General features: G+C 64.1%; 22 protein-coding genes. 12 read left to right on the top strand and 10 right to left on the bottom strand.

Features of this window, described 5'->3' with window-relative positions; translation table 11 throughout:
- Positions 1–8: 8 nt before the first annotated feature.
- Positions 9–1,151, bottom strand: coding sequence for an enolase C-terminal domain-like protein (locus tag ACTHL0_RS09430; RefSeq protein WP_440566471.1), 1,143 nt, complete (start codon positions 1,149–1,151; stop codon positions 9–11).
- Positions 1,152–1,477: 326 nt separating this feature from the next.
- Here ACTHL0_RS09430 and ACTHL0_RS09425 point away from each other — a divergent pair, with 326 nt between their 5' ends.
- The 7 genes from ACTHL0_RS09425 to ACTHL0_RS09395 all read left to right on the top strand — a co-directional run bounded on the left by ACTHL0_RS09425 (position 1,478) and on the right by ACTHL0_RS09395 (position 7,728).
- Positions 1,478–1,783 carry a hypothetical protein gene (locus tag ACTHL0_RS09425; protein WP_440566473.1) on the top strand — a complete coding sequence of 102 codons (306 nt, stop codon included), beginning with the start codon at positions 1,478–1,480 and terminating at the stop codon, positions 1,781–1,783.
- 27 nt (positions 1,784–1,810) lie between these two features.
- Entirely contained in the window at positions 1,811–2,773 is a 963-nt protein-coding gene (coxB, locus tag ACTHL0_RS09420) for a cytochrome c oxidase subunit II (RefSeq protein ID WP_440566463.1), read from the top strand.
- A gap of 88 nt (positions 2,774–2,861) precedes the next feature.
- A complete protein-coding gene (gene ctaD / locus ACTHL0_RS09415; RefSeq protein ID WP_440566462.1) occupies positions 2,862–4,805 on the top strand; it encodes a cytochrome c oxidase subunit I in 1,944 nt (647 codons plus the stop codon).
- Between the two features lies 1 nt (position 4,806).
- Complete coding sequence (locus ACTHL0_RS09410) at positions 4,807–5,502, top strand: cytochrome c oxidase subunit 3 (protein ID WP_440566461.1); 696 nt, start codon at positions 4,807–4,809, stop codon at positions 5,500–5,502.
- A gap of 6 nt (positions 5,503–5,508) precedes the next feature.
- Positions 5,509–5,925 carry a hypothetical protein gene (locus ACTHL0_RS09405; RefSeq protein ID WP_440566460.1) on the top strand — a complete coding sequence of 139 codons (417 nt, stop codon included), beginning with the start codon at positions 5,509–5,511 and terminating at the stop codon, positions 5,923–5,925.
- Positions 5,926–5,971: 46 nt separating this feature from the next.
- Positions 5,972–7,297, top strand: a complete 1,326-nt coding sequence (locus ACTHL0_RS09400) for a c-type cytochrome (protein ID WP_440566459.1) — start codon at positions 5,972–5,974, stop codon at positions 7,295–7,297.
- Positions 7,298–7,398: 101 nt separating this feature from the next.
- Complete coding sequence (locus tag ACTHL0_RS09395; RefSeq protein WP_440566458.1) at positions 7,399–7,728, top strand: hypothetical protein; 330 nt, start codon at positions 7,399–7,401, stop codon at positions 7,726–7,728.
- 101 nt (positions 7,729–7,829) lie between these two features.
- Here ACTHL0_RS09395 and ACTHL0_RS09390 read toward each other — a convergent pair whose 3' ends face one another.
- Positions 7,830–8,357 carry a PRC-barrel domain-containing protein gene (locus ACTHL0_RS09390; RefSeq protein WP_440566457.1) on the bottom strand — a complete coding sequence of 176 codons (528 nt, stop codon included), beginning with the start codon at positions 8,355–8,357 and terminating at the stop codon, positions 7,830–7,832.
- Between the two features lie 145 nt (positions 8,358–8,502).
- The gene (locus ACTHL0_RS09385) at positions 8,503–8,709 is read right to left on the bottom strand and encodes a hypothetical protein (protein WP_440566456.1); all 207 of its coding nucleotides are present in this window, start codon (positions 8,707–8,709) and stop codon (positions 8,503–8,505) included.
- 237 nt (positions 8,710–8,946) lie between these two features.
- Between ACTHL0_RS09385 and ACTHL0_RS09380 the strand changes: the two genes are divergently transcribed.
- Complete coding sequence (locus ACTHL0_RS09380; RefSeq protein ID WP_440566455.1) at positions 8,947–9,270, top strand: chemotaxis protein; 324 nt, start codon at positions 8,947–8,949, stop codon at positions 9,268–9,270.
- Between the two features lie 55 nt (positions 9,271–9,325).
- Here ACTHL0_RS09380 and treA read toward each other — a convergent pair whose 3' ends face one another.
- The 3 genes from treA to ACTHL0_RS09365 form a co-directional block, all read right to left on the bottom strand.
- Positions 9,326–11,125 carry an alpha,alpha-trehalase TreA gene (gene treA / locus ACTHL0_RS09375; RefSeq protein WP_440566454.1) on the bottom strand — a complete coding sequence of 600 codons (1,800 nt, stop codon included), beginning with the start codon at positions 11,123–11,125 and terminating at the stop codon, positions 9,326–9,328.
- A 380-nt stretch (positions 11,126–11,505) separates the two neighbouring features.
- Positions 11,506–12,249: an acetoacetyl-CoA reductase gene (gene phbB / locus ACTHL0_RS09370; RefSeq protein ID WP_440566453.1), complete on the bottom strand. Its 744-nt coding sequence runs from the start codon at positions 12,247–12,249 to the stop codon at positions 11,506–11,508.
- A gap of 120 nt (positions 12,250–12,369) precedes the next feature.
- Positions 12,370–12,570, bottom strand: coding sequence for a hypothetical protein (locus ACTHL0_RS09365; protein ID WP_440566452.1), 201 nt, complete (start codon positions 12,568–12,570; stop codon positions 12,370–12,372).
- Between the two features lie 723 nt (positions 12,571–13,293).
- Here ACTHL0_RS09365 and ACTHL0_RS09360 point away from each other — a divergent pair.
- The gene (locus ACTHL0_RS09360) at positions 13,294–13,464 is read left to right on the top strand and encodes a hypothetical protein (RefSeq protein ID WP_440566451.1); all 171 of its coding nucleotides are present in this window, start codon (positions 13,294–13,296) and stop codon (positions 13,462–13,464) included.
- 149 nt (positions 13,465–13,613) lie between these two features.
- On the opposite strand, the gene ACTHL0_RS09355 is transcribed toward ACTHL0_RS09360, so the two are convergent.
- Positions 13,614–14,105, bottom strand: coding sequence for a PRC-barrel domain-containing protein (locus ACTHL0_RS09355; protein ID WP_440566450.1), 492 nt, complete (start codon positions 14,103–14,105; stop codon positions 13,614–13,616).
- A gap of 84 nt (positions 14,106–14,189) precedes the next feature.
- Complete coding sequence (locus ACTHL0_RS09350; RefSeq protein WP_440566449.1) at positions 14,190–14,423, bottom strand: DUF2795 domain-containing protein; 234 nt, start codon at positions 14,421–14,423, stop codon at positions 14,190–14,192.
- A gap of 225 nt (positions 14,424–14,648) precedes the next feature.
- On the opposite strand from ACTHL0_RS09350, the gene tkt reads away from it, so the two are divergent.
- Positions 14,649–16,742, top strand: coding sequence for a transketolase (gene tkt, locus ACTHL0_RS09345; RefSeq protein WP_440566448.1), 2,094 nt, complete (start codon positions 14,649–14,651; stop codon positions 16,740–16,742).
- Between the two features lie 140 nt (positions 16,743–16,882).
- On the opposite strand, the gene ACTHL0_RS09340 is transcribed toward tkt, so the two are convergent.
- The gene (locus ACTHL0_RS09340; RefSeq protein ID WP_440566447.1) at positions 16,883–17,287 is read right to left on the bottom strand and encodes a hypothetical protein; all 405 of its coding nucleotides are present in this window, start codon (positions 17,285–17,287) and stop codon (positions 16,883–16,885) included.
- A 200-nt stretch (positions 17,288–17,487) separates the two neighbouring features.
- On the opposite strand from ACTHL0_RS09340, the gene ACTHL0_RS09335 reads away from it, so the two are divergent.
- Together ACTHL0_RS09335 and ACTHL0_RS09330 are read left to right on the top strand one after the other, a co-directional pair.
- The gene (locus ACTHL0_RS09335) at positions 17,488–17,877 is read left to right on the top strand and encodes a DUF3022 domain-containing protein (protein ID WP_440566446.1); all 390 of its coding nucleotides are present in this window, start codon (positions 17,488–17,490) and stop codon (positions 17,875–17,877) included.
- 65 nt (positions 17,878–17,942) lie between these two features.
- Positions 17,943–20,546, top strand: coding sequence for an ATP-binding cassette domain-containing protein (locus tag ACTHL0_RS09330; RefSeq protein WP_440566470.1), 2,604 nt, complete (start codon positions 17,943–17,945; stop codon positions 20,544–20,546).
- A 26-nt stretch (positions 20,547–20,572) separates the two neighbouring features.
- Here the strand turns inward: ACTHL0_RS09330 and ACTHL0_RS09325 are convergent.
- The coding region (locus ACTHL0_RS09325; protein WP_440566445.1) for a UDP-glucuronic acid decarboxylase family protein at positions 20,573–21,391 on the bottom strand (819 nt) is incomplete at its 5' end.

Raw genomic sequence — 21,391 nt, 5'->3', positions numbered from 1 at the left:
GTCTCCTGTCAAAGTGCGTACCGTTGGGCATCGGCACGTTTGAACTCGAGCCCGCAGCCGGGGCGCGAGAGATCGGGCGCGATCGTGCCGTGGTCGGCTTTCGGCGCACCATCGAACAGCATCGATTCGATACGCACGTGATCGTGAAACCATTCGACATGACGCAAGCGCGGCGCGGCCGCGGCCAAATGACGGTGCAAGGCCGGTGCGCAATGCGCCGAGAGCGGAAGGTGCCAAGCCTCGCATAGCTGCGCCGCTTGCATGAAGCCGGTGACGCCGCCGCAGCGCGTGGCGTCGGCTTGCAGCACGTCCACCGCCTGCGCTTCGAGCATTCGACGAAAATCGTCGCACGTGTAGGCATATTCGCCCGCGGCGATATCCATGGCGGCGGGCGCCGCATCGCGTACGCGTCGCATGCCGGCCAGATCGTCGGATGAAACGGGTTCTTCGAACCAGACAACGCCCTGATCGACGAAGCGTTCGGCGCATTGCAGCGCACCGTTGACCGTCAGGGCGCCGTTCGCATCGACGAAGAGCGCCGCATCGCCGATCGCCGCGCGCGCGGCTTCCACCCGCCGAGGATCATGCGCCGGGTCCGTGCCGATTTTCATTTTGACTGCCGTGCAGCCGTCGGCATAGACCCAATGCGCCAGCTGATCGCGCAACTTCGTATCGTCGTAGCTCGTGAAGCCGCCGCTGCCATAGATTGGCACGCGCTCACGTAAAGGGCCGCCGAGGAGCCGCACGAGCGGAACGTCGAGCAACTTCGCGTTGAGGTCCCACAGCGCGAAATCGAGCGCCGAGATCGCATTCGCACAGAGCCCCGAGCGGCCGATGTTGCGTACTCGCCGCCACAAGCACTGTGTCAGCGCGGCGAGACAACCGGCGTGCTCGTGCACCAGAACTTCGGCGAGCGTGTCGCGAATCAGCACTGTCGCACTGGCGTCGGTGTAGGTATAGCCGAGCCCCGTGCAGCCGTCGGCCTCGATTTCGACAACGACCAGCGTCGTCGATGTCCATTCAAACGTGCCGTCGGCTTCCGGGGAATCGGTGGGGATTTTGTACGCATGCGCGCGCACAGCGGCGATCGGCGCGGTGTCACGCGCGCCGGGTAAGCGCAAACCAGGGCTGGTAGCGGACGTGGTCGTCATGAGCAATGTGTCGGAGAGGCAGCGCCAGGCATGGGATCGCCGGCGGGCGCAATGCCGGCGCCTTCTTCGAAACGAATCAGCAAGCGCTATGCCGCATCCTGCCAGCCGCCCGAGCGCCTTGTAGAGCGCGACGAGATCCGTTTCCACCTGCGTCTGCGCTTGTATGAATTGCGCCTGCCACAGATTGATCGGCGAAGTCAGTCGGCCCAGCATATCGTTGGCCTGTTTTTGCACGATGGTCGAAAAGCGATTCGAACCCACGCGCAAACTGGGCATGTCCCTTGCGCCGCAACGCTCGTTTTCAAGCGCGATAGAAGGGGATGCTCATGTCTGATACAAGCGGTAAGCAGCCCGCCAAGAAAAACCACGAAGAGGAGCGGATCGATCACGGCGTGGACGAGACCTTTCCCGCCAGCGATCCGCCCGCCGTGGGCGGTGCGACGCGGATCGACCCCGATCAGCGCCCCAGACCCGGCGAAGGCGGTTCGAGCGAGGATGGGGGCGGCAGCGACGACACGCCGGACGAGGCTGACACGCCGGGCGAGGCTGAAAAGCCTTCAAAGGATTCAAAGCCAAGCGGGCCCAATCCGACGGGAGAAAGCGACAACGGTTTGAGCGGCATCGCGGGCTAGGCATGTGACGAACCACGACACGGCACGATGAGCGCTGCACCGCTTCAATACCTGCTGCATGCGGCCGGCCCGGCTGCCGCGCCCGCGTATCGGCTGGGCTGGGCGCTGATTGCGCTTGTGGTGACGGTCATGGTCATCATTGCGGTGCTGCTCGTGGGGGCGCTGGCCCGGCGCCGTCCGCCGCTTCCCCCTGCGGCCGAGCAGAAGCTGCCTGCGGACGCCGGCGGGTTGAATTGGATCGTCATCGGCGCCGGTATTTCGTCGGTTGCGTTGTTTGCCGCACTGATCTACGCGATGACCACGCTCGAATCCGTCGCATCGCCGCCGCGCGATCCGCCGTTGACGATCGACGTCACGTCATACGACTGGTGGTGGAAGATCGATTACCCGGACGCGCTCGATCCATCGCGCGCGTTCGTGACCGCCAACGAGATCCATATCCCGACCGGCGTACCCGTGCGCGTCGAACTGCGTAGCGCCGACGTCATTCATACGTTCTGGGCACCGCAGCTCGCCGGCAAGACCGAAATGATCCCCGGCCAGACGAATGTGCAATGGATCGAAGCGGATACGCCCGGTGTTTATCGTGGACAGTGCTCGCAGTTTTGCGGCGCGCAACACGCGCATATGGCGTTCGAGGTGGTGGCGCAGCCGCAAGCCGAATTCGAGGCATGGCGCGATGCGCAGCGGCGCGGTGCGCACGCCGTGGCGACACCCGATGCGCGCGCGGGCCAACGCCTGTTCGACGAGCGCTGCGCCGGCTGCCATTCGGTGCGCGGCACATCGGCCGCCGGCATGCAGGCGCCCGACCTGACGCATCTCGGCTCGCGCCGCTTGATCGCGGCGGGACAAATGACGAATACCGCCGCGCATCAACTCGATTGGATACAGCACGCCCAGCGCATCAAACCCGATTCGCTGATGCCGTCGATTGCATTGTCCGCCTCGGATGCGGCCGCGCTTTCGGCGTACCTGTCCACTTTGCAGTGAGTGAGGAACGATGTCAGAGACGCCTGTTTCCGCCTTGCCCGGTGATCCGCCAGGGACTGTTCGGCTATCGCGCCCCCTGCAGCGCGGCATGCTCGACGAGCCAGGCAAAGCCCGGCTGCACGAACTCTGGGAGGCGCGGCCGGGCTGGCGCGGCTGGCTCTCGACGGTCGATCACAAGACGATCGGCTTGCGCTATCTCGTCACGGCCTTCATCTTCCTGCTGATCGGCGGGATCGAGGCGCTGATCATGCGGGTTCAGCTCGCGCGTCCCAATGCCGCGGTTTTGACACCCGAGCAATACGATCAGCTCTTCACGATGCACGGCGTGACGATGATCTTTCTCTATGCGCTGCCCGTGCTATCGGGGTTTTCCAACTACCTGTGGCCGCTCGTGCTGGGCGGGCGCGACATGGCGTTCCCACGGCTCAATGCGTTTTCGTATTGGGTATTCCTGTTCGCCGGCCTGTTTCTTTACGCGAGTTTTCCTCTGGGACAAGGGGCGAACGCCGGCTGGTTCAATTACGTTCCGCTGTCGAGCCTGACCTACGATCCCGGGCCGAACATCGACGTCTACGCGCTCGGCATGATTTTGCTCGGTGTGTCGACGGCAGTCGGCGCGGCCAACTTCGTGGTGACGCTGCTGCGCATGCGTGCCGCGGGCATGTCGATCGATCGCATTCCCGTACTGGTCTGGGGCACGTTGACGATTTCCGTCGGCAATCTGTTTGCCGTGCCATCGGTGAGCTTGGCGTTTCTGATGCTGTGGCTCGATCGCCGGATCGGCACACACTTCTTCGACGTGACGGGCGGCGGCGGACGGGCGCTGCTCTGGCAGCATTTGTTTTGGGTCTTCGCGCATCCGTGGGTCTATGTCGTCGTGCTGCCGGCAATGGGCATCGTATCGGATGCGCTGCCCGTGTTCTGCCGGCGTCCGCTCGTCGGCTACGGCCCGGTCGCCATTTCCACAGTCGCGACGATGGTGATCGGCTTCGTGGTGTGGATCCACCATATGTTCGCGACGGGTATCCCGCCTTTGGCCCTCGCGTTCTTCGGTTCGGCCAGCATGATCATTTCGATTCCGAGCGCGGTCGCGACCTTCGCGTGGATCGCGACGATCTGGCTCGGGCGGCCGGTCTTCCGCGCGCCGTTCCTGTTCTTCGCCGGATTCGTGTTGCTGTTCGTAATCGGCGGGGTATCGGGCGTGATGACGGCGGCGGTGCCGCTCGATTGGCAACTGACGGATACCTATTTCGTCGTCGCGCATCTGCATTACGTGCTGATCGGCATTAACGTGTTTCCCGTTGTCGGCGGCATCTACTTCTGGTTCCCGAAGTTCACCGGTCGCATGATGAGCGAGCGCCTCGGAAAGATCGCGTTCTGGCTCATGTTCGTGGGTTTCAATCTCGGGTTCTTTCCCATGCATATCGCCGGTTTGCTCGGGATGCCTCGGCGGATCTATACCTATTCGCCGGACATGGGTTGGAACACCGTCAACATGCTGTCTTCGATCGGTTCGTTCGTGTTTGCGTTCGGGATTCTCGTCTTCCTCGTCGATGTCATCTACAGCCTGAAGCGCGGCCCCGCGGCAGGCAGCAATCCGTGGGACGCGCCATCGCTCGAGTGGTCGGTGCCTTCGCCGCCGCCGCCCTATAACTTTGCAGTCCTACCGATCGTCGCCAGCCGCCATCCGCTTTGGGAGGCGCGCATGGAGGAAGAGGCCGGCAAGCCGGTCGCCGCACGCTCGCACCTCGATGAAGGCTACCTGCTCGGCCAGGGGCGCGAGGCGTTAGGGACGACCGCGCTCAGCGGTAAGCCGTATGTGATTCTGAAGATGCCCGAGGATTCGTACGCGCCGTTCGTATTGGGCGTCTTTGCCGCGCTCTTGTTCGCGGCGCTCGCCATGCAATGGTGGGGTGCAACGCTGATGCTCATCGCCGCATGCGGTGTGTCGATCGCGGTCTGGCTATGGCCGGAGCGTGCCTTGGTGCAGCGTGAGCCCTATCCGGTGAACGCGCCGAAGGAGGAGCGTTGAAATGCGGCACGGCCCTCGCTCGCCCCACTCGCAACCGCCCGATCCGGCGCTCGGTGCGCTCGGCGGGGGCGGCGCACACGCCGCCAGCGAAGATGCACAGGCCGTCCTGCTGCGCCCCGCGAATACGCTGCCGGTAGGCAGCGCGGGCGAGCGCGCGAGCGGGCGGCTTGGCTGCTTCATGCTGATCGCCACCGAAGCTTCGCTGTTCGGCTATCTGATCTTTTCCTATCTCTATCTGGCCGTGCAGCAGAGCACGCACTGGCCGCCCGAGGGCCTGCCCAAGCTAGGACTGTCGTCCGTCAATACGGCGATTCTTGTCTCGAGCAGCGTCTTCGCGTGGCTATGCGAGCGATTCGTGCTCCGCCGGCGCAAGCGGTGGGCGGCCGCGTCGATGGCGGTCGCGGTGGTGCTCGGGATCGCCTTTGTCGGCATCCAGTTGCACGAGTGGCACGACCATCCTTACGGGATGACGTCGAATCTTTACGGGTCGCTGTATTTCACGATCACGGGCTTTCATATGGCCCACGTGCTCGTGGGTATCGTGGTGCTGGTGTTGCTCGGCTGGTGGACCGCACTCGGTTACTTCGACGAACGGCGTCATGCCGCACTCACGATCGGCAGCTTGTATTGGCACTTCGTCGACGTCGTCTGGCTGTTTATCTTTACGACGCTTTACTTGACCCCCTACTGGTTCTAGCGAGACATGCAAGCGAATCGTACCGGCGGCGGTGAACCCGTTTCGGTTTTGATGTTGACGATCGGCGTCCTGGCCGCGCCGGCCGCCTGGTTGCTGCAGATCTGCGCGGGCGAAACGCTCGTGGCCCATACCTGCTTTCCGCACAATGTGCCGCTCCGCATTCCGCTGGCATCGGCCATTGGGTGGAGCGTCGCCGGCCTCAGCGGCGCGATGTTGATCGTCGGCGCGCTCGGCACGTGGCTGGCGTGGCGAAACTGGCGTCGCCTGAAACGGGCGGGGCGCCGCCGGAGCCCTGAGTCGATCGATACCACAGTGGAGGGAGAAGCGTTCGTGGCCCGCGTCGGGTTGATGGCGAGCGGATTGTTTCTGTTCGCACTCGTGGCAACCGATGTGGCCACGGGGCTCGTATCGGCGTGCATGTAGCGCCATCAACATTGCGCCTTGAACTCATCATCATCACGAGGGGGATATGATCTTCGGCCTACGCGTTCGATGGCATCGACGGGCCATGGCGGCCTGCGCGCTTGCTTGTGCGGCCGTCTTGTCGCCGCCTTGCCGAGCCGGCGATGCGGCCGATTCGGCCCTCATCGCGCGCGGCGCGTACCTCGCGAAGCTGGCCGATTGCGCGGGGTGCCACACCAACGCGCCGACCGGCCAGCCTCCGAAGCCTTCGCCGCCGTTCGCGGGCGGGCTGCCGATGGGCTCGCCGTTCGGTACGATCTGGACGAGCAACATCACACCGGATCCGATATACGGGATCGGCCGGTATACCTATGACGACTTCGAGCGGGCGGTGCGCGACGGCATCGCCCCGAGCGGCAAGCGGTTGTATCCCGCCATGCCGTTCCCGTCCTTCTCGAAGATCAGCGACGACGATATGCACGCGCTCTACGCGTACTTCATGCATGGCGTTCAGCCGGTTGCTTCGCCGGTGCCCGAAACGAAGCTGCCGTTTCCATTCAACCAACGCTGGGGGCTCGCGGTATGGGATGAATTCTTCGCGCCGCATGAGCGCTTTGGCCCGCGTACCGATCGAAGTGCTCAATGGAATCGCGGTGCGTATCTCGTCCAGGCGCTCGGCCATTGCGGCGCATGTCATACACCGCGCGGGCCAGCCTACGAAGAACGGGGCTTCAACGACGGCGATCCGCTCTATCTCACCGGCGGCACGAACGACCATTGGTTCGCGCCGAACCTGACCGGCGATCCCGATTCGGGCCTGGGGAGCCTCTCGGCCGACGATATCGTCGCGTTTCTCAAGCACGGCCACGGCGGCGGGTTGTCGGCATTCGGCAGCATGGTGGAGGTGATCGAAAATAGTGGCCAATACATGAGCGACGACGACCTTCGTGCCATTGCAACTTACTTGAAGACATTGCCCGCGCGCGCACAAAGCGGCCATATCGATACCGATCCGGCCCGCAACGCCGCCACGGTCGACGTGCTGCGCACCGGCTCCATCGAATATCCGGGTGCGGGCATTTACAACACGTTCTGCGCGCGCTGTCACCAAGCCGACGGGCGCGGCCAGCCCGGCAAGTACCCCCGGTTGGCCGGTAATCCGACCGTGGTCGCGCCGCAAACGACTTCGCTCATTCGCCTTCTGATCGACGGTAGCCGCACCGCGGAAACGGCGAACGGGCCCAAACCGCAGCGCATGCCTTCGTTCGTCGGCAAGCTCGACAGCACGGAGATGGCGCGCGTCTTGACCTTCATTCGCAACGCATGGGGCAACGAGGCGAAGCCTGTCGCACCTGCCGACGTCGAAACATTGCGCGGGAAGCTCCGCCGATAGCGGCGGTGGCATGTCCATTGCAGCCAGACTGGCTCATGCGCCGCGGTGCCTTCGCGGCGTACCGGGCCGGATCGGCCATTTTTCCGAGAGGAGGTGATTCGATGAAGATTCGCATCTTGCGCTGGACGCTTTGCGTGTCTGCGATGTCGGCGGCATTGGCGCTGACGGGCGCCCCGTCGTTCGCGCAGCAGCCGACGACGGACGACAGTTCGCCGGGCATGGCGCGCACCCCAGGCAGCGAAGGCGCCGCCGGCACGGCAGGCGCTTCGATGACGCCGCCGGGCACAACCGCCTCGCCCGCACCGGAGGGCGCATCGGACAGCACTGCGCCGCGCACGCACCACAAGCACAAGAAGCACCACCATGGGCGCCATCATCGCTCGGCGATGTCAGCCAGCCAGCCCGAGGCATCGTCCGCGACGAAGCCGTAGTGCCCTGCCGGAATGCGGCAACGGCGGCCGCCTCGCTTCGAGGCGTACCGCCGTTGCTTAATGCCGGCTTAGACTCCGTTCACACTCGGTTCATCTGCGGTTCAAAGCTTGACGCCGCCGCCTTCGGGTGCGTCAGGATCGAGATCGTCGCGCGCGACGTCGTAGCCGGATTCATACTCGTCGTCCGCGCCGAGGCTGCGCCAGTACGGCTCGCGGCCGTAGTACTGGTGCACCGACGTCGCCCACGTGGCATCGGCCATCGAAGGCCAGTGCTGCTTGTCGAATCCCGGTGCATTCTTGATCCGCTCCGAAGAGATCGAGACCAGGAAGCATTTGCGCGTCGTATCGAGTGTCAATGCATTCCACGGAACGGCGATCAGTTTGTCGCCGATGCCGAGAAAGCCGCCGCAGGACATGACGACGTAGGCGATGCGCCCAGCTTGGACGTCGAGCATGATGTCCTTCACCTTGCCCACTTCTTCGCCGTCGGTGCTGAGGATCTTGTCGCCGTCGAGCGTGCTCGCGGCCATGACGTCCGGACCCGGCCCGGATGCGTCTGGGTTGCCTTGTCCGACGATACGCGCGCCTTGAGTGACGCCCGTCGTGGTCGTGGTGCTGTGAGTACGCATAGCGTTTCTCCTGTTGAATGCGCTAGAGCGAAATTGCATGACCGCGTGCCAGCCGTCGCTGTACAGCAGCCTCGCTGCCCGCGTTGCCGACGCACGTCCGCAAGCAGTGAGCGAGCAACGGCCGTTCCACGCGCCCGCTGGATGATCAGCGGCACTTGCCACCGCCATCCATTCCCGTGCCGGTGCGCCAGGCGCGCTTGCCCGCCTCCGAGAGTTCGCCGCTGCTATGGGTTTCGTCGGCCTCGGTGCCGTCGACGGCCATGTCGCCGCCGGGCGGCTCCAACGAGCGTTGCTTCTGCTGCTGACGAGTGGCGACGCGCTCATCCTGTGATCTGCCGCTGTGAATCGTCATCGTGGTTTCTCCTGGCTGGAGCGGGAATATTAGTCACGCATACCGCGTGCCGGGTATCGCCTGCGGTGACGTCGAGCATGCGATGGCAGGCGCGAGGGTTGCTCGATGGAAGGCGTGCGACGGCTCATCGACGTAAGCGTTCGATGTGGACAGCAATCGATCCACACGAATCGACATCGACGCATCCATCGATAGCGGCCGTCGATGTGAATCGACATTGACCGAGGGGAGATCGACATGAGCACGCTGGATCCCGACAACCTTCCATCCAGTAACAATCCCGAGCCGAGCGGCCGTGAAACGGGGGCACTCGGGCCGAGCGATTCCTCCGACAGCGGAAGCGATATCGCGGGCGCGAAGCGCCACGAGTTCGACAAGGACACCGAACTAGACCAGCATGCGCTCGAGACCGGCGACGCCGAACTGGCGAGCGACACCGACCGGACCGGCACGGGCGAGCGCTCGGCGGCCGACGGAGATTCGACGTTGATCGACAACGCCGATATCGAGCCCGATCGAATCGATACGCCGGAGGAACCGGGCGAGGGAACAGAACCGTAGTGCCGCGCAAGTGCGCCCAGCGAGGGGCGCAGCGGTCGTGCCCCTCGTTCTTTAGTTAGCGCGCCGGGTCGGCATGAATGGCAACACCGGCCGCTGCGCGAGCGGACGTCCTTGCATTCGCATGGTACGCGGCGGGAACGGCATGCTCGACATCGACGACATGGGGGTAGAGCAATAAGAGCGCTCGCAGCACCCCGTTCGTCCAACCAAAACCATCTTGCAACGGATATTCGCCACCGCCCGCCGACTCACCAGCGGCATTGCGGCCGATGTCGTATTTCTCGACGAGTTTGCCGGTACGCGCGTAGTAGTCCACGTTCGTGTGGATCCACCGCGTGGCAATCGTACGGGCGAGCGCCTGCTCGCCATAGCGCCGCAGGCCCGTTACCGCGAGGTACTGCAGGGGTGCCCAACCGTTCGGCTCGTCCCATTGCTGCCCGGTTGCGGCTTCTGTCGTCGCCATACCGCCGGGCCGCAGCAAGCCGCGTTTGATCGATTGCGCCACAGCGCTCGCCTGCTGACGCGACGCCACGCCCGCGAACAGCGGATAGACAGTGGCGGCCGTCAGCCGGTCGCGCAGGGCGCGATGGACGAAGTCATAATCCGCGAATGCGCCGATGCGGGTATCCCAAAGCCACCGGCGGATGCCTTCAGCCCGCGCGGCGGCGCGCGCGTCCATGTTCTCGGCGCGCGACGCTTCTCCCTGCAGCCGGTAGGCTTTTGCCAGGGTGCGTTCCAGGCCGTAAAGCAGCGCATTGAGATCGACAGGGATAAGGGCCGTGACGTCGATCGTGGCCAGTGTGCGGTTGTCGGCGAACCAACGTGCGCTGAAATCCCATCCCGTCTCGCCGCCCGCGCGCAAGTTGCGCCAAAGCTCTGCGGGCTGGCGTTGCGGCATCGCGTGGACCGTTTGCACGTCCTCGCGATATGACTCGTCGCGCGGGGCGGCGCGGTCGTCCCAATATCGATTCAGCACCGTGCCGTCCTCGAGACGGACGACATGCCGCGTGGCCTCGCCCGGCGCGAGTGTCGACGCACCGTTCATCCAATACGCGTACTCCGCTTTCAACTCGGGCAGATATTGCAGATAGACGCTGTCGCCGTCCTGTTGGGCCAGCAGCCCCACCATCTGCGAGAAAAACGGCGGCTGCGAACGGCTGAGGTAATACGTTCGATTGCCGTTGGGGATGTGCCCATACCGATCGATCAGGGCGGCGAAGTTCCTCAGTTCGTCTTCCGCCAGATCGTGGCGGCCGCTGGCCGCGAGGCCGAGCATGATGAAGTACGAATCCCAGTAGTAAACCTCGTCGAAGCGTCCGCCCGGCACGATGTAAGGGGCGGGCAGCGGCAGCAGCGACGACCACGGGCTGACCTCGGGATCGGGGTCGCGGCGCAGCACGTCCCATAGCGTATCGATGTGTTGCACGATGGTTTGGGTCGGGTCCGACACGTACGGCCGCCCTTCGCGTGACGGCGCGTCGAAATGCGCCTCGACGAACTTTCGTAGATCGAAGCCGGCCTGCCCGCGCGCTGCGTGGTACGCCGCGACGATTTGCGACGGCGCTTGCCGGGGAATCATGTCGGCGAACGTCTTGCTATCGCGAAACAGATGCGCAAGTTCGACGTCGCGGTAAAGATCGCCGAGACTTTGGGACGGCGGAACCGGGGCAACGGGCGAGGACTCGCGACGCGGACTCGAAGCGGTGGCCCCGGCCGATGCGGATGAGACCGGCGCCGTACTCGAGCTGGCGCGCACAGGAAGCGTGGCGGATTCGGCGGCCGGTCCGGCGGCAAAGCAACTGGCGGCGTAAAGGAAAGCGGCCGCGATCGCCGGGCGTGCGAAGGCGAAGTGCATGGAGCGGGTCCTCTCTCGGTTCGTGGGGATGCCAATGCCCGGCGGCCCTAGGCGGCACGCCCGTCCTTCGATCTTCGATTCGACGCATCGACGCCGGGCGACGCTGCAAAGCCCATGCCGACCGGCGCGCCGGCCGCCGGGTGAGTGCGCTTTGGCGGCTTAGCTCGCGGCACGTGCGACGAAGCTGCTCAGCGTGACATTTCAACGGCGACTGAGCCGGGCGCCGATACGATTGCGCCGCGTGCGGAAGACTATCCGCACGCGGCGCAGGCAAACAGACCGGCTGCAAGGCGAGAGGCGGCCCGGTCGGGCTCGGCCAAACGTCGCGGCAATCACCGCTCGCGGCCTTCTTTCATTCGGCGCAGGGTGAGCTGTGCCGGTTATTGAAGATGCTGACCGCCATTGATCGAAATGTTTGCGCCGGTGACGAAGGCTGCGTCCTGCGAGCACAGATAAGCGACGAGCGCCGCGACCTCTTCAGGCTGACCGAGGCGCCCGACCGGAATCTCCGGCAGGATCTTCGACTGCATGATTTCGTCAGGGACGGCCGTGACCATGCGCGTGGCGATGAATCCGGGGGAGACGGTGTTCACGGTGACGCCCTTGCGCGCCACTTCGAGCGCGAGCGATTTCGTGAAGCCGTGCATGCCCGCCTTGGCGGCCGCATAGTTGGTCTGGCCGAAGCCGCCCTTGCAGCCGATGACCGACGAGATGTTGACGATGCGTCCCCAGCCGCGCGCGGTCATGTCTTCATACAACTGCTTCGTCATATTGAAGACAGAATCGAGGTTTGTGCGCAGTACCGCATCCCAATTACCTTTCTCAAGCTTTTTGAAGCTCGCGTCGCGCGTGATACCCGCGTTGTTGACGAGGATATCGATCGGACCGATCTCTTCCTTGATCTGCGCGGCGCAGCGTTCGCACGAGGCGTAATCGGCGACATCGACGGGATACGCGCGAAACTGCCGGCCCGACGCTTCCATCCGCGCGAGCCAATCGTCGGCGCCTGTATTGTTTGGCGAATAGGTGACGACGACGGCATGGCCGACGTCGTGCAACCTGATGCTGATCGCTTCGCCGATGCCACCCATGCCGCCCGTTACGAGCGCAGTTCTCCTTGTCATCTTCGGTTCTCCTATGACGAGCGTTTGACGAAGTGAAACGTAAGGCGGCGCGATGCCCCGCGGTAGCGAGCGCTACCGCGACGACTGTCACGCCGCATGTTGCTCGACCTGCGCGCGTTGTTACCGCAAACGCGAACAGGCTTCGAGAATCGAGTTGCCGTTTTCAGTAATGCGCGGACGAGGCATACCGACCGTTTCGGACGGTTGCTCAAGCGCGATGAGATGGCGCTCGAGCAAGGTGCTCAGCTCGGCGCGATCGCCGATTTGCTCCGGCGCGTTTTTCACCAACATCAGTGTGGCGAGTTCGTGTGGGCTCAGCATGCCGCTCTCCAATGAAACAAAGCTAGACGATTGATCTGGCGATCGTAGTGGGCTGTCACCGGTTGCACCGGGTTGCCCATCGCATCAATTACTTCGTCGACGAAAAGCGCTGAGTGAAACCGGAAAAATTTCCAGTTGATAACTGCAAAACAAGAGGCGGTCGGAATGGCTATTCATATGACACTATAAAACGTTTCGGATGATTTTATTTTGACGAAACCGATAAGGTACTAATTACCCACCGCAGGCACGTATCCTGCGGTGGTGCGGTAATTGTTTCGAAATGCCCGGCTGGTTGGGTAGCGCCGAGCGTGCTTCGTTTGTTTGCGCAATACTAATCTGGTCTCACAGGATTCGCAATATGGAAATCACACCTTTGTTTATTGCCCCATTTTTCCCCATTTGTTCTGATGGGTAGTACTTTATGCCGCCGCACCCAGCGGGCATCTGAAACATTCGTTTTTTCGGAATGCGAATGATTTAATTTGCTCGTCACAAATGCGGTATTCCCCCACTGGCGCAAAGGGCAATTTTCCACCCCGGCACCAAATTGGGCCCCTCCGCGCGCGCGACGCGAGCATTAAGCCGTCGTTTGGCGGACAAGTCGGGGCCTTTTGGCGGAAAAGGGCGGTGCTGAGATGCCAATGGCGCGGCTTGGTAATTGCTTCTCCGGACGTAACGGCAACGCGGGTGAGCCGCGGCCGCATACGGAGGACACCGCCCATGCAAGAACCTGAGCAACCGAAGAACCCCGGAGACGAAGCGCCGCCGGACGCACCAGGCGTCGGCGAAAGCCCTTGCCGCGTGTGCAGGGGCACCGGCATGGTGGAAGGGCAGCCTTGCACGATCTGCGGGGGTACCGGCCGCGTGCTGCAGGGCATCGGCGGAGGCTGACGGGCTCTGACGGGCTCGTCATCTCTCGCCGGCCGTGCATTGAACCACGCGCTGGCAGTCCGAAGCCAGCGTCGATTTGCGCCCGCGCATCGATATACGATGCGCGGGCGCGCTTCATCCCGGCCGGTACACGGCGTCAGTGAATCGGATCAGTGATGGTCACGCCGCGTCGCCGCGGTATCGGATGCAATGCCCGTCGTCTGCACGCGTTCCAAGTCCCAATACGGCGAGCTTCCGTAGTAACTGTGCAGTTCGCTCGCCCAGGCGACATCGGCCATGGCCGGCCAGTGGTCCTTGTCGAAACCCGGCGCGTTCTTGACCCTGTCGGCCGTCACGGTCAGCAGGAAACACTTGCGGTCCGTATCGAGCGTCAATGCGCTCCACGGGATCGCCAGCAGCTTATCGCCGATGCCGAGAAAACCGCCGCTCGACATGACGGCATAAGCAATGCGCCCGGTGTAGACGTCGAGCATGATCTCCTTGATCTTGCCGATATCCTCACCGTCGGAGCTCATGACCTTGTCGCCGTCGAGCGTGCTCGCGGCCATGACATACGGGCCGGGGCCTTCGGCCGTCGCACTGCCTTTGCCGACAATGCGCGTTTCGCCGGTGCTACCAAGGGGATCGGGTGTGATGCTCATAAGATGCTCCTATCGTATGCGTCATGTTGTGCCGGCGCGATGTTGCCGTGCGCCGCGCCTCCTGAACGGCCAAGTGCCGTACCGTCATTGCACTTGCGAGATCGCCTTCGAAACGGCGGCGGGACTGTCGTAGTTTTTGTCCGGCAGGCGATCGAGCAAATCGACGATTTCGCGATCCGCGTGATGGGAGCGCGCCGTCTCGGCGAGATGCTCGCGCGTCGTGGGATAGTCGACGCCCGCCAGCGCTTTCTGGATGGCGACCGGTGAGGGCTGTCCGGGGTGTCGATGGTCCTGGGAGTGGGCCGGATGCTGGGCCATGTATACCTCCTTGGGTGAGGTTGAACACACCATCGTTTCAAGCAACGGCCGTTCCACCATTGCGTGGGGCAGGCGCACGCAGCGCGCGTCCGCCGCGCAAGACGAGGGGCGCTGTAAAACCTGCATGGGTGGTGCAGGGTTTGCGATCCGGCCGATAGGTATGGGCATTGCTCGATGGAGGTATCCCTGCCTTTCCGTTGCAACCCTCGAAGAGGACGCTTCGCCATGCGCTCAGATCCCGCACTCGACAAGCTGTGCATCGATACGATACGGACGCTATCCATGGACGCCGTGCAAAAGGCCAATTCAGGCCATGCGGGCGCGCCTATGGCGCTGGCTCCCGTGGTCTACCAGCTCTGGCAGCGCCACCTGCGCTACGACCCGGATGAGCCGCTGTGGCGCAATCGAGATCGATTCGTGCTGTCGGTCGGCCACGCCTCGATGCTGCTCTATGCGGTCCTTCACCTCGCCAACGTGAAAGCGGTCGACGATGAAGGGCGCACGATGCAAGCGCCCGCGGTATCGCTCGATGACATCCGCCACTTTCGCCAACTGGACAGCAAGACGCCCGGGCATCCCGAATACCGCATGACGACGGGCGTCGAGACGACGACAGGTCCCCTCGGGCAGGGCCTCGGCAACAGCGTGGGCATGGCGATCGCCTCGCAATGGTATGCCGCGCGGTACAACCGCAAAGACTTCGAGTTGTTTGACTATCGCGTTTATGCGTTTGCCGGCGACGGCGATTTGATGGAGGGCATTTCGCACGAGGCGGCATCGTTAGCGGGGCATCTGCGTTTGTCGAACCTCATATGGATCTACGACAGCAATCGAGTGACGATCGAAGGGAAGACCGATCTCGCCTACAGCGACGACGCGCAAACGCGCTTTCGCGGCTATGGCTGGCATACGTTGACCGTGGACGATGCGAACGACGCGGCCGCCTTGGAGGCCGCCCTGACGGAGGCGGAGCAGACTACCGACGCGCCGACGCTGATCGTCGTGAAGAGCGTGATTGGCTGGGGCGCCCCGCACAAGCAAGGCACCTCCGCCGCGCACAGCGACGCGCTTGGCGAAGAAGAAGTGGCGCTGGCGAAGCGGGCCTACGGGTGGCCGGAGGACAAGCAGTTCTACGTGCCGCCGGGCGTGCATGAACGATTCGCAGAAGGCGTCGGCGCGCGTGGCGCGCAAGCGCGCGAGGCATGGCATTCGCGCTTCGAGGCGTACGCGCAACGCTATCCGGATCTCGCCCGTGAACTCGAACTGATCGATGCCCATCGCTTGCCCGACGGCTGGGATACTGGCCTGCCGTCGTTCGAAGCCGACGCGAAAGGCGAGGCGACGCGCGCCTCGTCGGGTGAAGTCCTCAACGCGATTGCGCCGCGCGTGCCCTGGCTGCTGGGTGGGGCGGCCGATCTCGCGCCTTCGACGAAAACGCTGCTCAAATTCGAAGGCGCAGGCAGCTTTTCCTCTGACGACCGGGCGGGCCGCAATCTGCACTTCGGTGTGCGCGAGCATGCGATGGGCGCGGTGGCCAACGGTCTCGCATTGTCGAACCTGCGTCCCTACACGGGCACCTTCCTGATCTTCAGCGACTATATGAAGCCGCCGATCCGCCTCGCCGCGCTGATGGAGGTACCCGTGGTATTCGTCTTCACGCACGATTCGATCGGCCTGGGCGAGGACGGTCCGACGCATCAGCCCGTCGAGCAACTGGCGTCGTTGCGGGCGGTGCCGGGCTTGACGGTGTTGCGTCCCGCCGATGCAAACGAGGTGAGGGAAGCGTGGCGAGTGGCGCTTGCGGCTGCGCGCCGCCCGACCGCGCTCGTGCTTTCACGGCAACCGCTGCCGACGCTCGATCGAACGCGTTACGCGAGTGCGGAAGGCCTGCAGCGCGGCGCCTATGTACTGGCCGATCCGCCCGATGGGGCGGCGCCAGCCGTGCTGCTGCTCGCGACGGGCAGTGAGGTTCACGTGTGCCTGCAGGCGCATGAGCGGCTGACGCAGGAAGGCATCGCGGCCCGTGTCGTGTCCATGCCGTCCTGGGACATCTTCGAATTACAGGACGATGCTTACAAGGACGCCGTGCTGCCGCCGGAAATCGATGCGCGCGTCGCGGTGGAACAAGCCGCGACGCTCGGATGGGATCGTTATGTCGGGCGAACAGGGGAGAAGATCGTCATGCACACGTTCGGCGCTTCGGCACCGATGCGAGATCTGCAAGGGAAATTCGGGTTTACGCCCGAGCATGTCTACGAAGCGGCGAAGCGCCAGATTGCACGGGTCGTGGGTTCGTCGGGGCTGCCCGGCGGGGACTGACCGCGCGGGTCACAAGCAAGGCAGGGAGACGGCTCGACATTTCCCGGATTCGATCCGCTAGTGGCGAAAATAGAGCCGAGGGCGCGTTCGCCCGCCCTCGGCTCAGCTTCAACCGCCGCGCGTTTGCGCGGCCGGCGTGATTACTCCCCCTGCCCGTGAGTGGGCTCCCCTTCCTGCTGCGGGGCGTAGCCACCGGTTGAATTCGACCGGTGGGTTCGGTGATGCATCCCTGGCGAGACAGTAGTACGGCCCGCGCTCGCACCGGTCGCGCCGGGGGCGCCGTAGCCGCCGGTGCTGTTGCTGTTGCCCATGCCGGGCTGGACGCCCGGCTGCTCGAGCGTGTTGCCGCTCGGCGCGCCTCCACCACGCGGCCCGCCACCGCCCGCTCCGCCCGCACCGCCCGCCGCGCCGCCTGCCCCAGCACCCGCCGAACCGCCTGCCGAGCCGCCGCCGCCGGCACCTTGAGCATAAGCACCCCCTGCGCAGGCAAGTGCGATGACCGAAATCGTGGAAGCGAGCAGCGTCTTCGTCGATGTTTTCATCATGGTCCTCCGTTCAAAAAGGTTGCGTAATGCGCGTCCAATTTCAACTTCGCACGCACACCTTGACTGCTGCAAAGGGCATGCCGCAATGGGCGCGGCGACACCAGGCGACCGGGCTGGAACGCGTATTGCAACCAGTTTCCCGGGACATGCGCGAGCTGCTCGCGCGGCCCCTGTGCTTTGGCGAAGAGAAAGGAGTGCCGATGACCGTTTCGCTCGATGCGCGGCAAAGCCTTGCCGAAATCGAACATGCCCTGTTTAAAAGTTTTCCATTTGCGTCCACCTCGATCACGCACGTGACGAACTCGGATGGCGTGGTCACGATTCAAGTGTCGTGGGTGGCGTCGGCGGGCAGCATGAGCATTCTCGATTCGCGGTGCGCACTCAGTCTCGTGATGGAACCGGGTGTGCTCGAGCGGTACCGGGCGTTGCCGGGCGCCAAAAGGCTCCGGGCACGGGAGGCGCTGTGCGCGCATGCCGAAGATGCGATGCGCCGTCACTTGCCCGCGGGCGGCACGGATCTCGCCGAGTGCAACCTCATGTTGGGCGTGGACGCAGCCATCTTCGCCGACGCTGAACGAGGGCAGGCGTGAAGCGGATCGGCCGACGGATCCGCGCGAGAGTGAAGGGCCGTATTGCAGCCGACATATGGCACGCGATGTGGCGCTACCGGGCGCAGACGTTCGGTGCGGCCGCGTTGATGATCGTGGCCAAGCTGGCCGGCGTCTCGGTGCCGCTGGTGCTGCGCGAAATCATCGACGATCTCGGGCATCACACTGCGTTGGCTTTATTCCCGGTCTTCCTGGTACTGGCCTACGCGTTATTACGTTTTATCGGCGACGCGCTGGGCGAGGCGCGGGACGTCGTGTTCAGCACGGTCACGCAGCATACGGTGGCCGGACTCGCGGAGAGCACGTTCGCCCGCCTGCATCGGCTGGGCGCGCGCTACCACTCGCAGCGCGAAACCGGATCGATCGTGCGCGACGTGCAGAAAGGGACGGACGGCGTCGGCTATCTGCTCGGTGTCGGCTTGTTCACGATTCTGCCCGCCGTCATCGAAATCGGTACGGTGATCGGCATCGTTGCAAGCAACTTCAACGTCACGTTCAGCTGGATCATCGCGGCAACGCTGGTTACGTATGGCGCCTATACCGTCATCTTTACGCGCCGGCGCATGCGGGTGCAGCGCGAAGTCAATCAGCTCGAAGCGGCATCCGACAGCCGGCTCGTCGATAGCATGCTCAACTACGACACCGTCAAATACTTCGCCGCCGAAGAGCTCGAAACGGCGCGCTATCGCAGTGTCCTCTCGCGCTGGATTGTCGCGCGGCTCGCGAATCAGCGCGCGCTCACCGCACTGCATCTCGGGCAGAGCGCCATCGTTTGTGTCGGCATCGCGGCCATGATGCTGCTGGCCGTACAGTATGTCGCCGGGGGCCGTATGACGCTTGGCGATCTCGTGCTCGTGAACGCGTATATCGTACAAGTGTGCATGCCGCTCAACACACTCGGGTTCGTGTTTCGCGAGACGAATGACGCGCTCGTGAACGTCGAGCGGATGTTTATCGTTTTGGCCGCGGACAGCCTCGAAGGCGGCGACGCGACGGCCGATGAAGACCGCGACGAGCCTGGTGCGAAGCCGTTGATCGTGACGGAGGGAGAGATTGCTTTCGAGCAGGTCGACTTCGGCTACGACCCGGCCCGTCAGATCTTGCATGAAGTGGCCTTTCGCGCGAAGGCCGGCACGACATTGGCCGTGGTCGGCGGCAGCGGGTCGGGCAAGTCGACGCTTGTGAGGCTGCTATTCAGGCTGTATGCCCCCACGCGCGGCAAGGTGACCATCGATGGGCAGGATCTGCGGGGCGTCACGCGCCACTCGCTGCGCAGAGCGATGGGTATCGTGCCTCAGGACACGGTGCTGTTCAACGAGACGATTGCCTACAACATCGGCTATGGCCATCCGAACGCGATGCGCGCCGATATCGTGCGCGCCGCGCGCGCCGCGCAACTCGACGAGTTCGTCGAACGTTTGCCCGATCATTACGATACCCGTGTCGGCGAGCGCGGGCTGCGTTTGTCGGGCGGCGAGCGGCAGCGCATCGCGATCGCCCGTGCCTTCTTGAAGGATCCGCCGATCATCGTATTCGATGAAGCAACGTCGGCGCTCGACACGCGTTCGGAGCGCGCGATTCAGAATGAATTTCGACGATTGGCGGAAGGCCGCACCTCCGTTGTGATCGCCCATCGATTGTCGACGATCGTCGATGCGGACCGGATTCTGGTGATGGAGCACGGCCGCATCGTGGAGCAGGGCCGGCATGAAGAACTGCTGGCGCGGCCCGGTGGCATTTATGCGCGCATGTGGGCGCTGCAGCTTGAACAGGGCGAGCTCGAACATACGCAGCGCAAGCTTGCCGCGCACCCGATGCGCGTGGGCGATCTTGCGGCGGAGATTGCGGCGCGTGTCGCGACGGAAGCCGTCGAGCAAGGCGTCGATTTCGGCATTCGCGTGGTGGATCCCGACCTGCCCGTGACCGGGGAGACGGAGCAGATTCAGCGTGTCGTCGCGATGCTGTGTGCCAACGAGATCGAGTACGCGGAGCCCGGCGCGCGCGTGGAGCTGCACGCGCAGCGCGACGGCAACATGGCCTGGCTGGCGGTAGTGGGGGCGCAAGACGAGCCGGCACCGTTATCGGACGAGCAAGCGGCCGAAGCCGAGCACGTATTGGGCGCCGCCGGCGGCGTGTTCCGGCCGATGGCGATCGACGGGCGGGTGGCCTACGTTGCCTCGCTGCCGCTGTTGCCGGTGGTCGGAGCGGACGGCGCGGTGGAGCCGACGATGCAGCAGGGCGCCCCGAGGCTCGATGGCATCAAGGTGCTGGCGATCGATGACGACGAAGAGGCGCGCGACGCGCTCGAAGCGGCGCTCGTGGCGAGTGGCGCTCAAGTCGAACTGGCGGCGTCGGGCGACGATGCATTGCGGCGCCTGCGCGAGACGGCGCGGGCGCAGTGGCCGGGCGTCGTGCTGTGCGACATCTCGCTCGGCGACGACGACGGCTGCGAGGTGTTGAGGAAAATCCGCACGATGGCGAGCCAGTACGACGACGGCACGCTGCCGTCAGCGATCGCGCTGACGGGACACAACGATGCGGCGATCCGCGAACGAACGGCGCGCGCCGGCTTCGCGGCGCATTTCGTGAAACCCGTGCCGATCGATGCGCTGGCAGGGGAGATCCGGCGGTTGGCGGCGGTGCATGTTTAGCCGACGGGGTGGCGTTACACCGTGTATCAGCGCGATATGCCGGCGGCACGACGCGCACCGCCAGCGAGCGGTCGCGCATCCAGCAGTGCACGAAAGTGCTCGGCCGTCGCCTGTAATCCATCCTCGAGCGCCGTATTCGGCGCCCAGCCCAGCAATGCGTGCGCCTTTGAAATATCGGGCTGACGATGCCACGGATCGTCGATCGGCAACGGCCGAAACTCGATCTCGCTTGACGAGTGCGTGGCGGCTCGCACATGCTTCGCCAGCTCGAGCATCGTGATCTCGTGCGGATTGCCGAGGTTGACCGGATCGCAACTGCCGTCGGGCGCATCCATCAAGCGGACGAAGGCATCGATCATGTCTTCGACGTAGCACAGCGATCGCGTTTGCGATCCGTCGCCATAGACAGTCAACGGCTCGCCCGCCAGCGCCTGCACCATGAAGTTCGACACCACGCGGCCATCGGCCGGGTGCATGCGCGGCCCATAGGTGTTGAAGATGCGGGCAATGCGCACCTCCGTGCCGTATTGGCGCCGATAATCGACGAACAACGTTTCGGCGCAGCGCTTTCCTTCGTCATAGCAAGAGCGCGGGCCGATAGGGTTCACGTGTCCCCAGTAGTCTTCCTTCTGCGGATGCACGCGCGCATCGCCATACACCTCGCTCGTCGATGCCTGAAAGATTTTCGCGTGCAGGCGCTTGGCAAGACCCAGCATGTTGATTGACCCATGCACGCTCGTTTTGGTCGTCCGGACGGGATCGTATTGATAATGAATGGGCGATGCGGGGCACGCGAGGTTGTAGATTTCATCGACTTCGACATAAAGCGGAAACGTGACGTCGTG

The organism is Trinickia sp., assembly GCF_051961175.1.
In the GTDB taxonomy this organism is placed as follows: Bacteria; Pseudomonadota; Gammaproteobacteria; order Burkholderiales; family Burkholderiaceae; genus Trinickia.
Note: the sequence above shows the minus strand (reverse complement) of the source record. Positions and strands in the feature narration are given on the sequence as shown.

Excerpts from the sequence above, each read along its gene's own strand:
- ACTHL0_RS09395 (WP_440566458.1), top strand. The coding sequence starts at position 7,399 with ATGAAGATTCGCATCTTGCGCTGGACGCTTTGCGTGTCTGCGATGTCG.
- ACTHL0_RS09380 (WP_440566455.1), top strand. The coding sequence starts at position 8,947 with ATGAGCACGCTGGATCCCGACAACCTTCCATCCAGTAACAATCCCGAG.
- ACTHL0_RS09405 (WP_440566460.1), top strand. The coding sequence starts at position 5,509 with ATGCAAGCGAATCGTACCGGCGGCGGTGAACCCGTTTCGGTTTTGATG.
- ACTHL0_RS09355 (WP_440566450.1), bottom strand. The coding sequence starts at position 14,105 with ATGAGCATCACACCCGATCCCCTTGGTAGCACCGGCGAAACGCGCATT.
- phbB (WP_440566453.1), bottom strand. The coding sequence starts at position 12,249 with ATGACAAGGAGAACTGCGCTCGTAACGGGCGGCATGGGTGGCATCGGC.
- ACTHL0_RS09335 (WP_440566446.1), top strand. The coding sequence starts at position 17,488 with ATGACCGTTTCGCTCGATGCGCGGCAAAGCCTTGCCGAAATCGAACAT.
- ACTHL0_RS09330 (WP_440566470.1), top strand. The coding sequence starts at position 17,943 with ATGTGGCGCTACCGGGCGCAGACGTTCGGTGCGGCCGCGTTGATGATC.
- ACTHL0_RS09350 (WP_440566449.1), bottom strand. The coding sequence starts at position 14,423 with ATGGCCCAGCATCCGGCCCACTCCCAGGACCATCGACACCCCGGACAG.
- coxB (WP_440566463.1), top strand. The coding sequence starts at position 1,811 with ATGAGCGCTGCACCGCTTCAATACCTGCTGCATGCGGCCGGCCCGGCT.
- ACTHL0_RS09390 (WP_440566457.1), bottom strand. The coding sequence starts at position 8,357 with ATGCGTACTCACAGCACCACGACCACGACGGGCGTCACTCAAGGCGCG.
- ACTHL0_RS09365 (WP_440566452.1), bottom strand. The coding sequence starts at position 12,570 with ATGCTGAGCCCACACGAACTCGCCACACTGATGTTGGTGAAAAACGCG.
- ACTHL0_RS09410 (WP_440566461.1), top strand. The coding sequence starts at position 4,807 with ATGCGGCACGGCCCTCGCTCGCCCCACTCGCAACCGCCCGATCCGGCG.
- treA (WP_440566454.1), bottom strand. The coding sequence starts at position 11,125 with ATGCACTTCGCCTTCGCACGCCCGGCGATCGCGGCCGCTTTCCTTTAC.
- ACTHL0_RS09425 (WP_440566473.1), top strand. The coding sequence starts at position 1,478 with ATGTCTGATACAAGCGGTAAGCAGCCCGCCAAGAAAAACCACGAAGAG.
- tkt (WP_440566448.1), top strand. The coding sequence starts at position 14,649 with ATGCGCTCAGATCCCGCACTCGACAAGCTGTGCATCGATACGATACGG.
- ctaD (WP_440566462.1), top strand. The coding sequence starts at position 2,862 with ATGCTCGACGAGCCAGGCAAAGCCCGGCTGCACGAACTCTGGGAGGCG.
- ACTHL0_RS09340 (WP_440566447.1), bottom strand. The coding sequence starts at position 17,287 with ATGATGAAAACATCGACGAAGACGCTGCTCGCTTCCACGATTTCGGTC.
- ACTHL0_RS09385 (WP_440566456.1), bottom strand. The coding sequence starts at position 8,709 with ATGACGATTCACAGCGGCAGATCACAGGATGAGCGCGTCGCCACTCGT.
- ACTHL0_RS09360 (WP_440566451.1), top strand. The coding sequence starts at position 13,294 with ATGCAAGAACCTGAGCAACCGAAGAACCCCGGAGACGAAGCGCCGCCG.
- ACTHL0_RS09400 (WP_440566459.1), top strand. The coding sequence starts at position 5,972 with ATGATCTTCGGCCTACGCGTTCGATGGCATCGACGGGCCATGGCGGCC.
- ACTHL0_RS09430 (WP_440566471.1), bottom strand. The coding sequence starts at position 1,151 with ATGACGACCACGTCCGCTACCAGCCCTGGTTTGCGCTTACCCGGCGCG.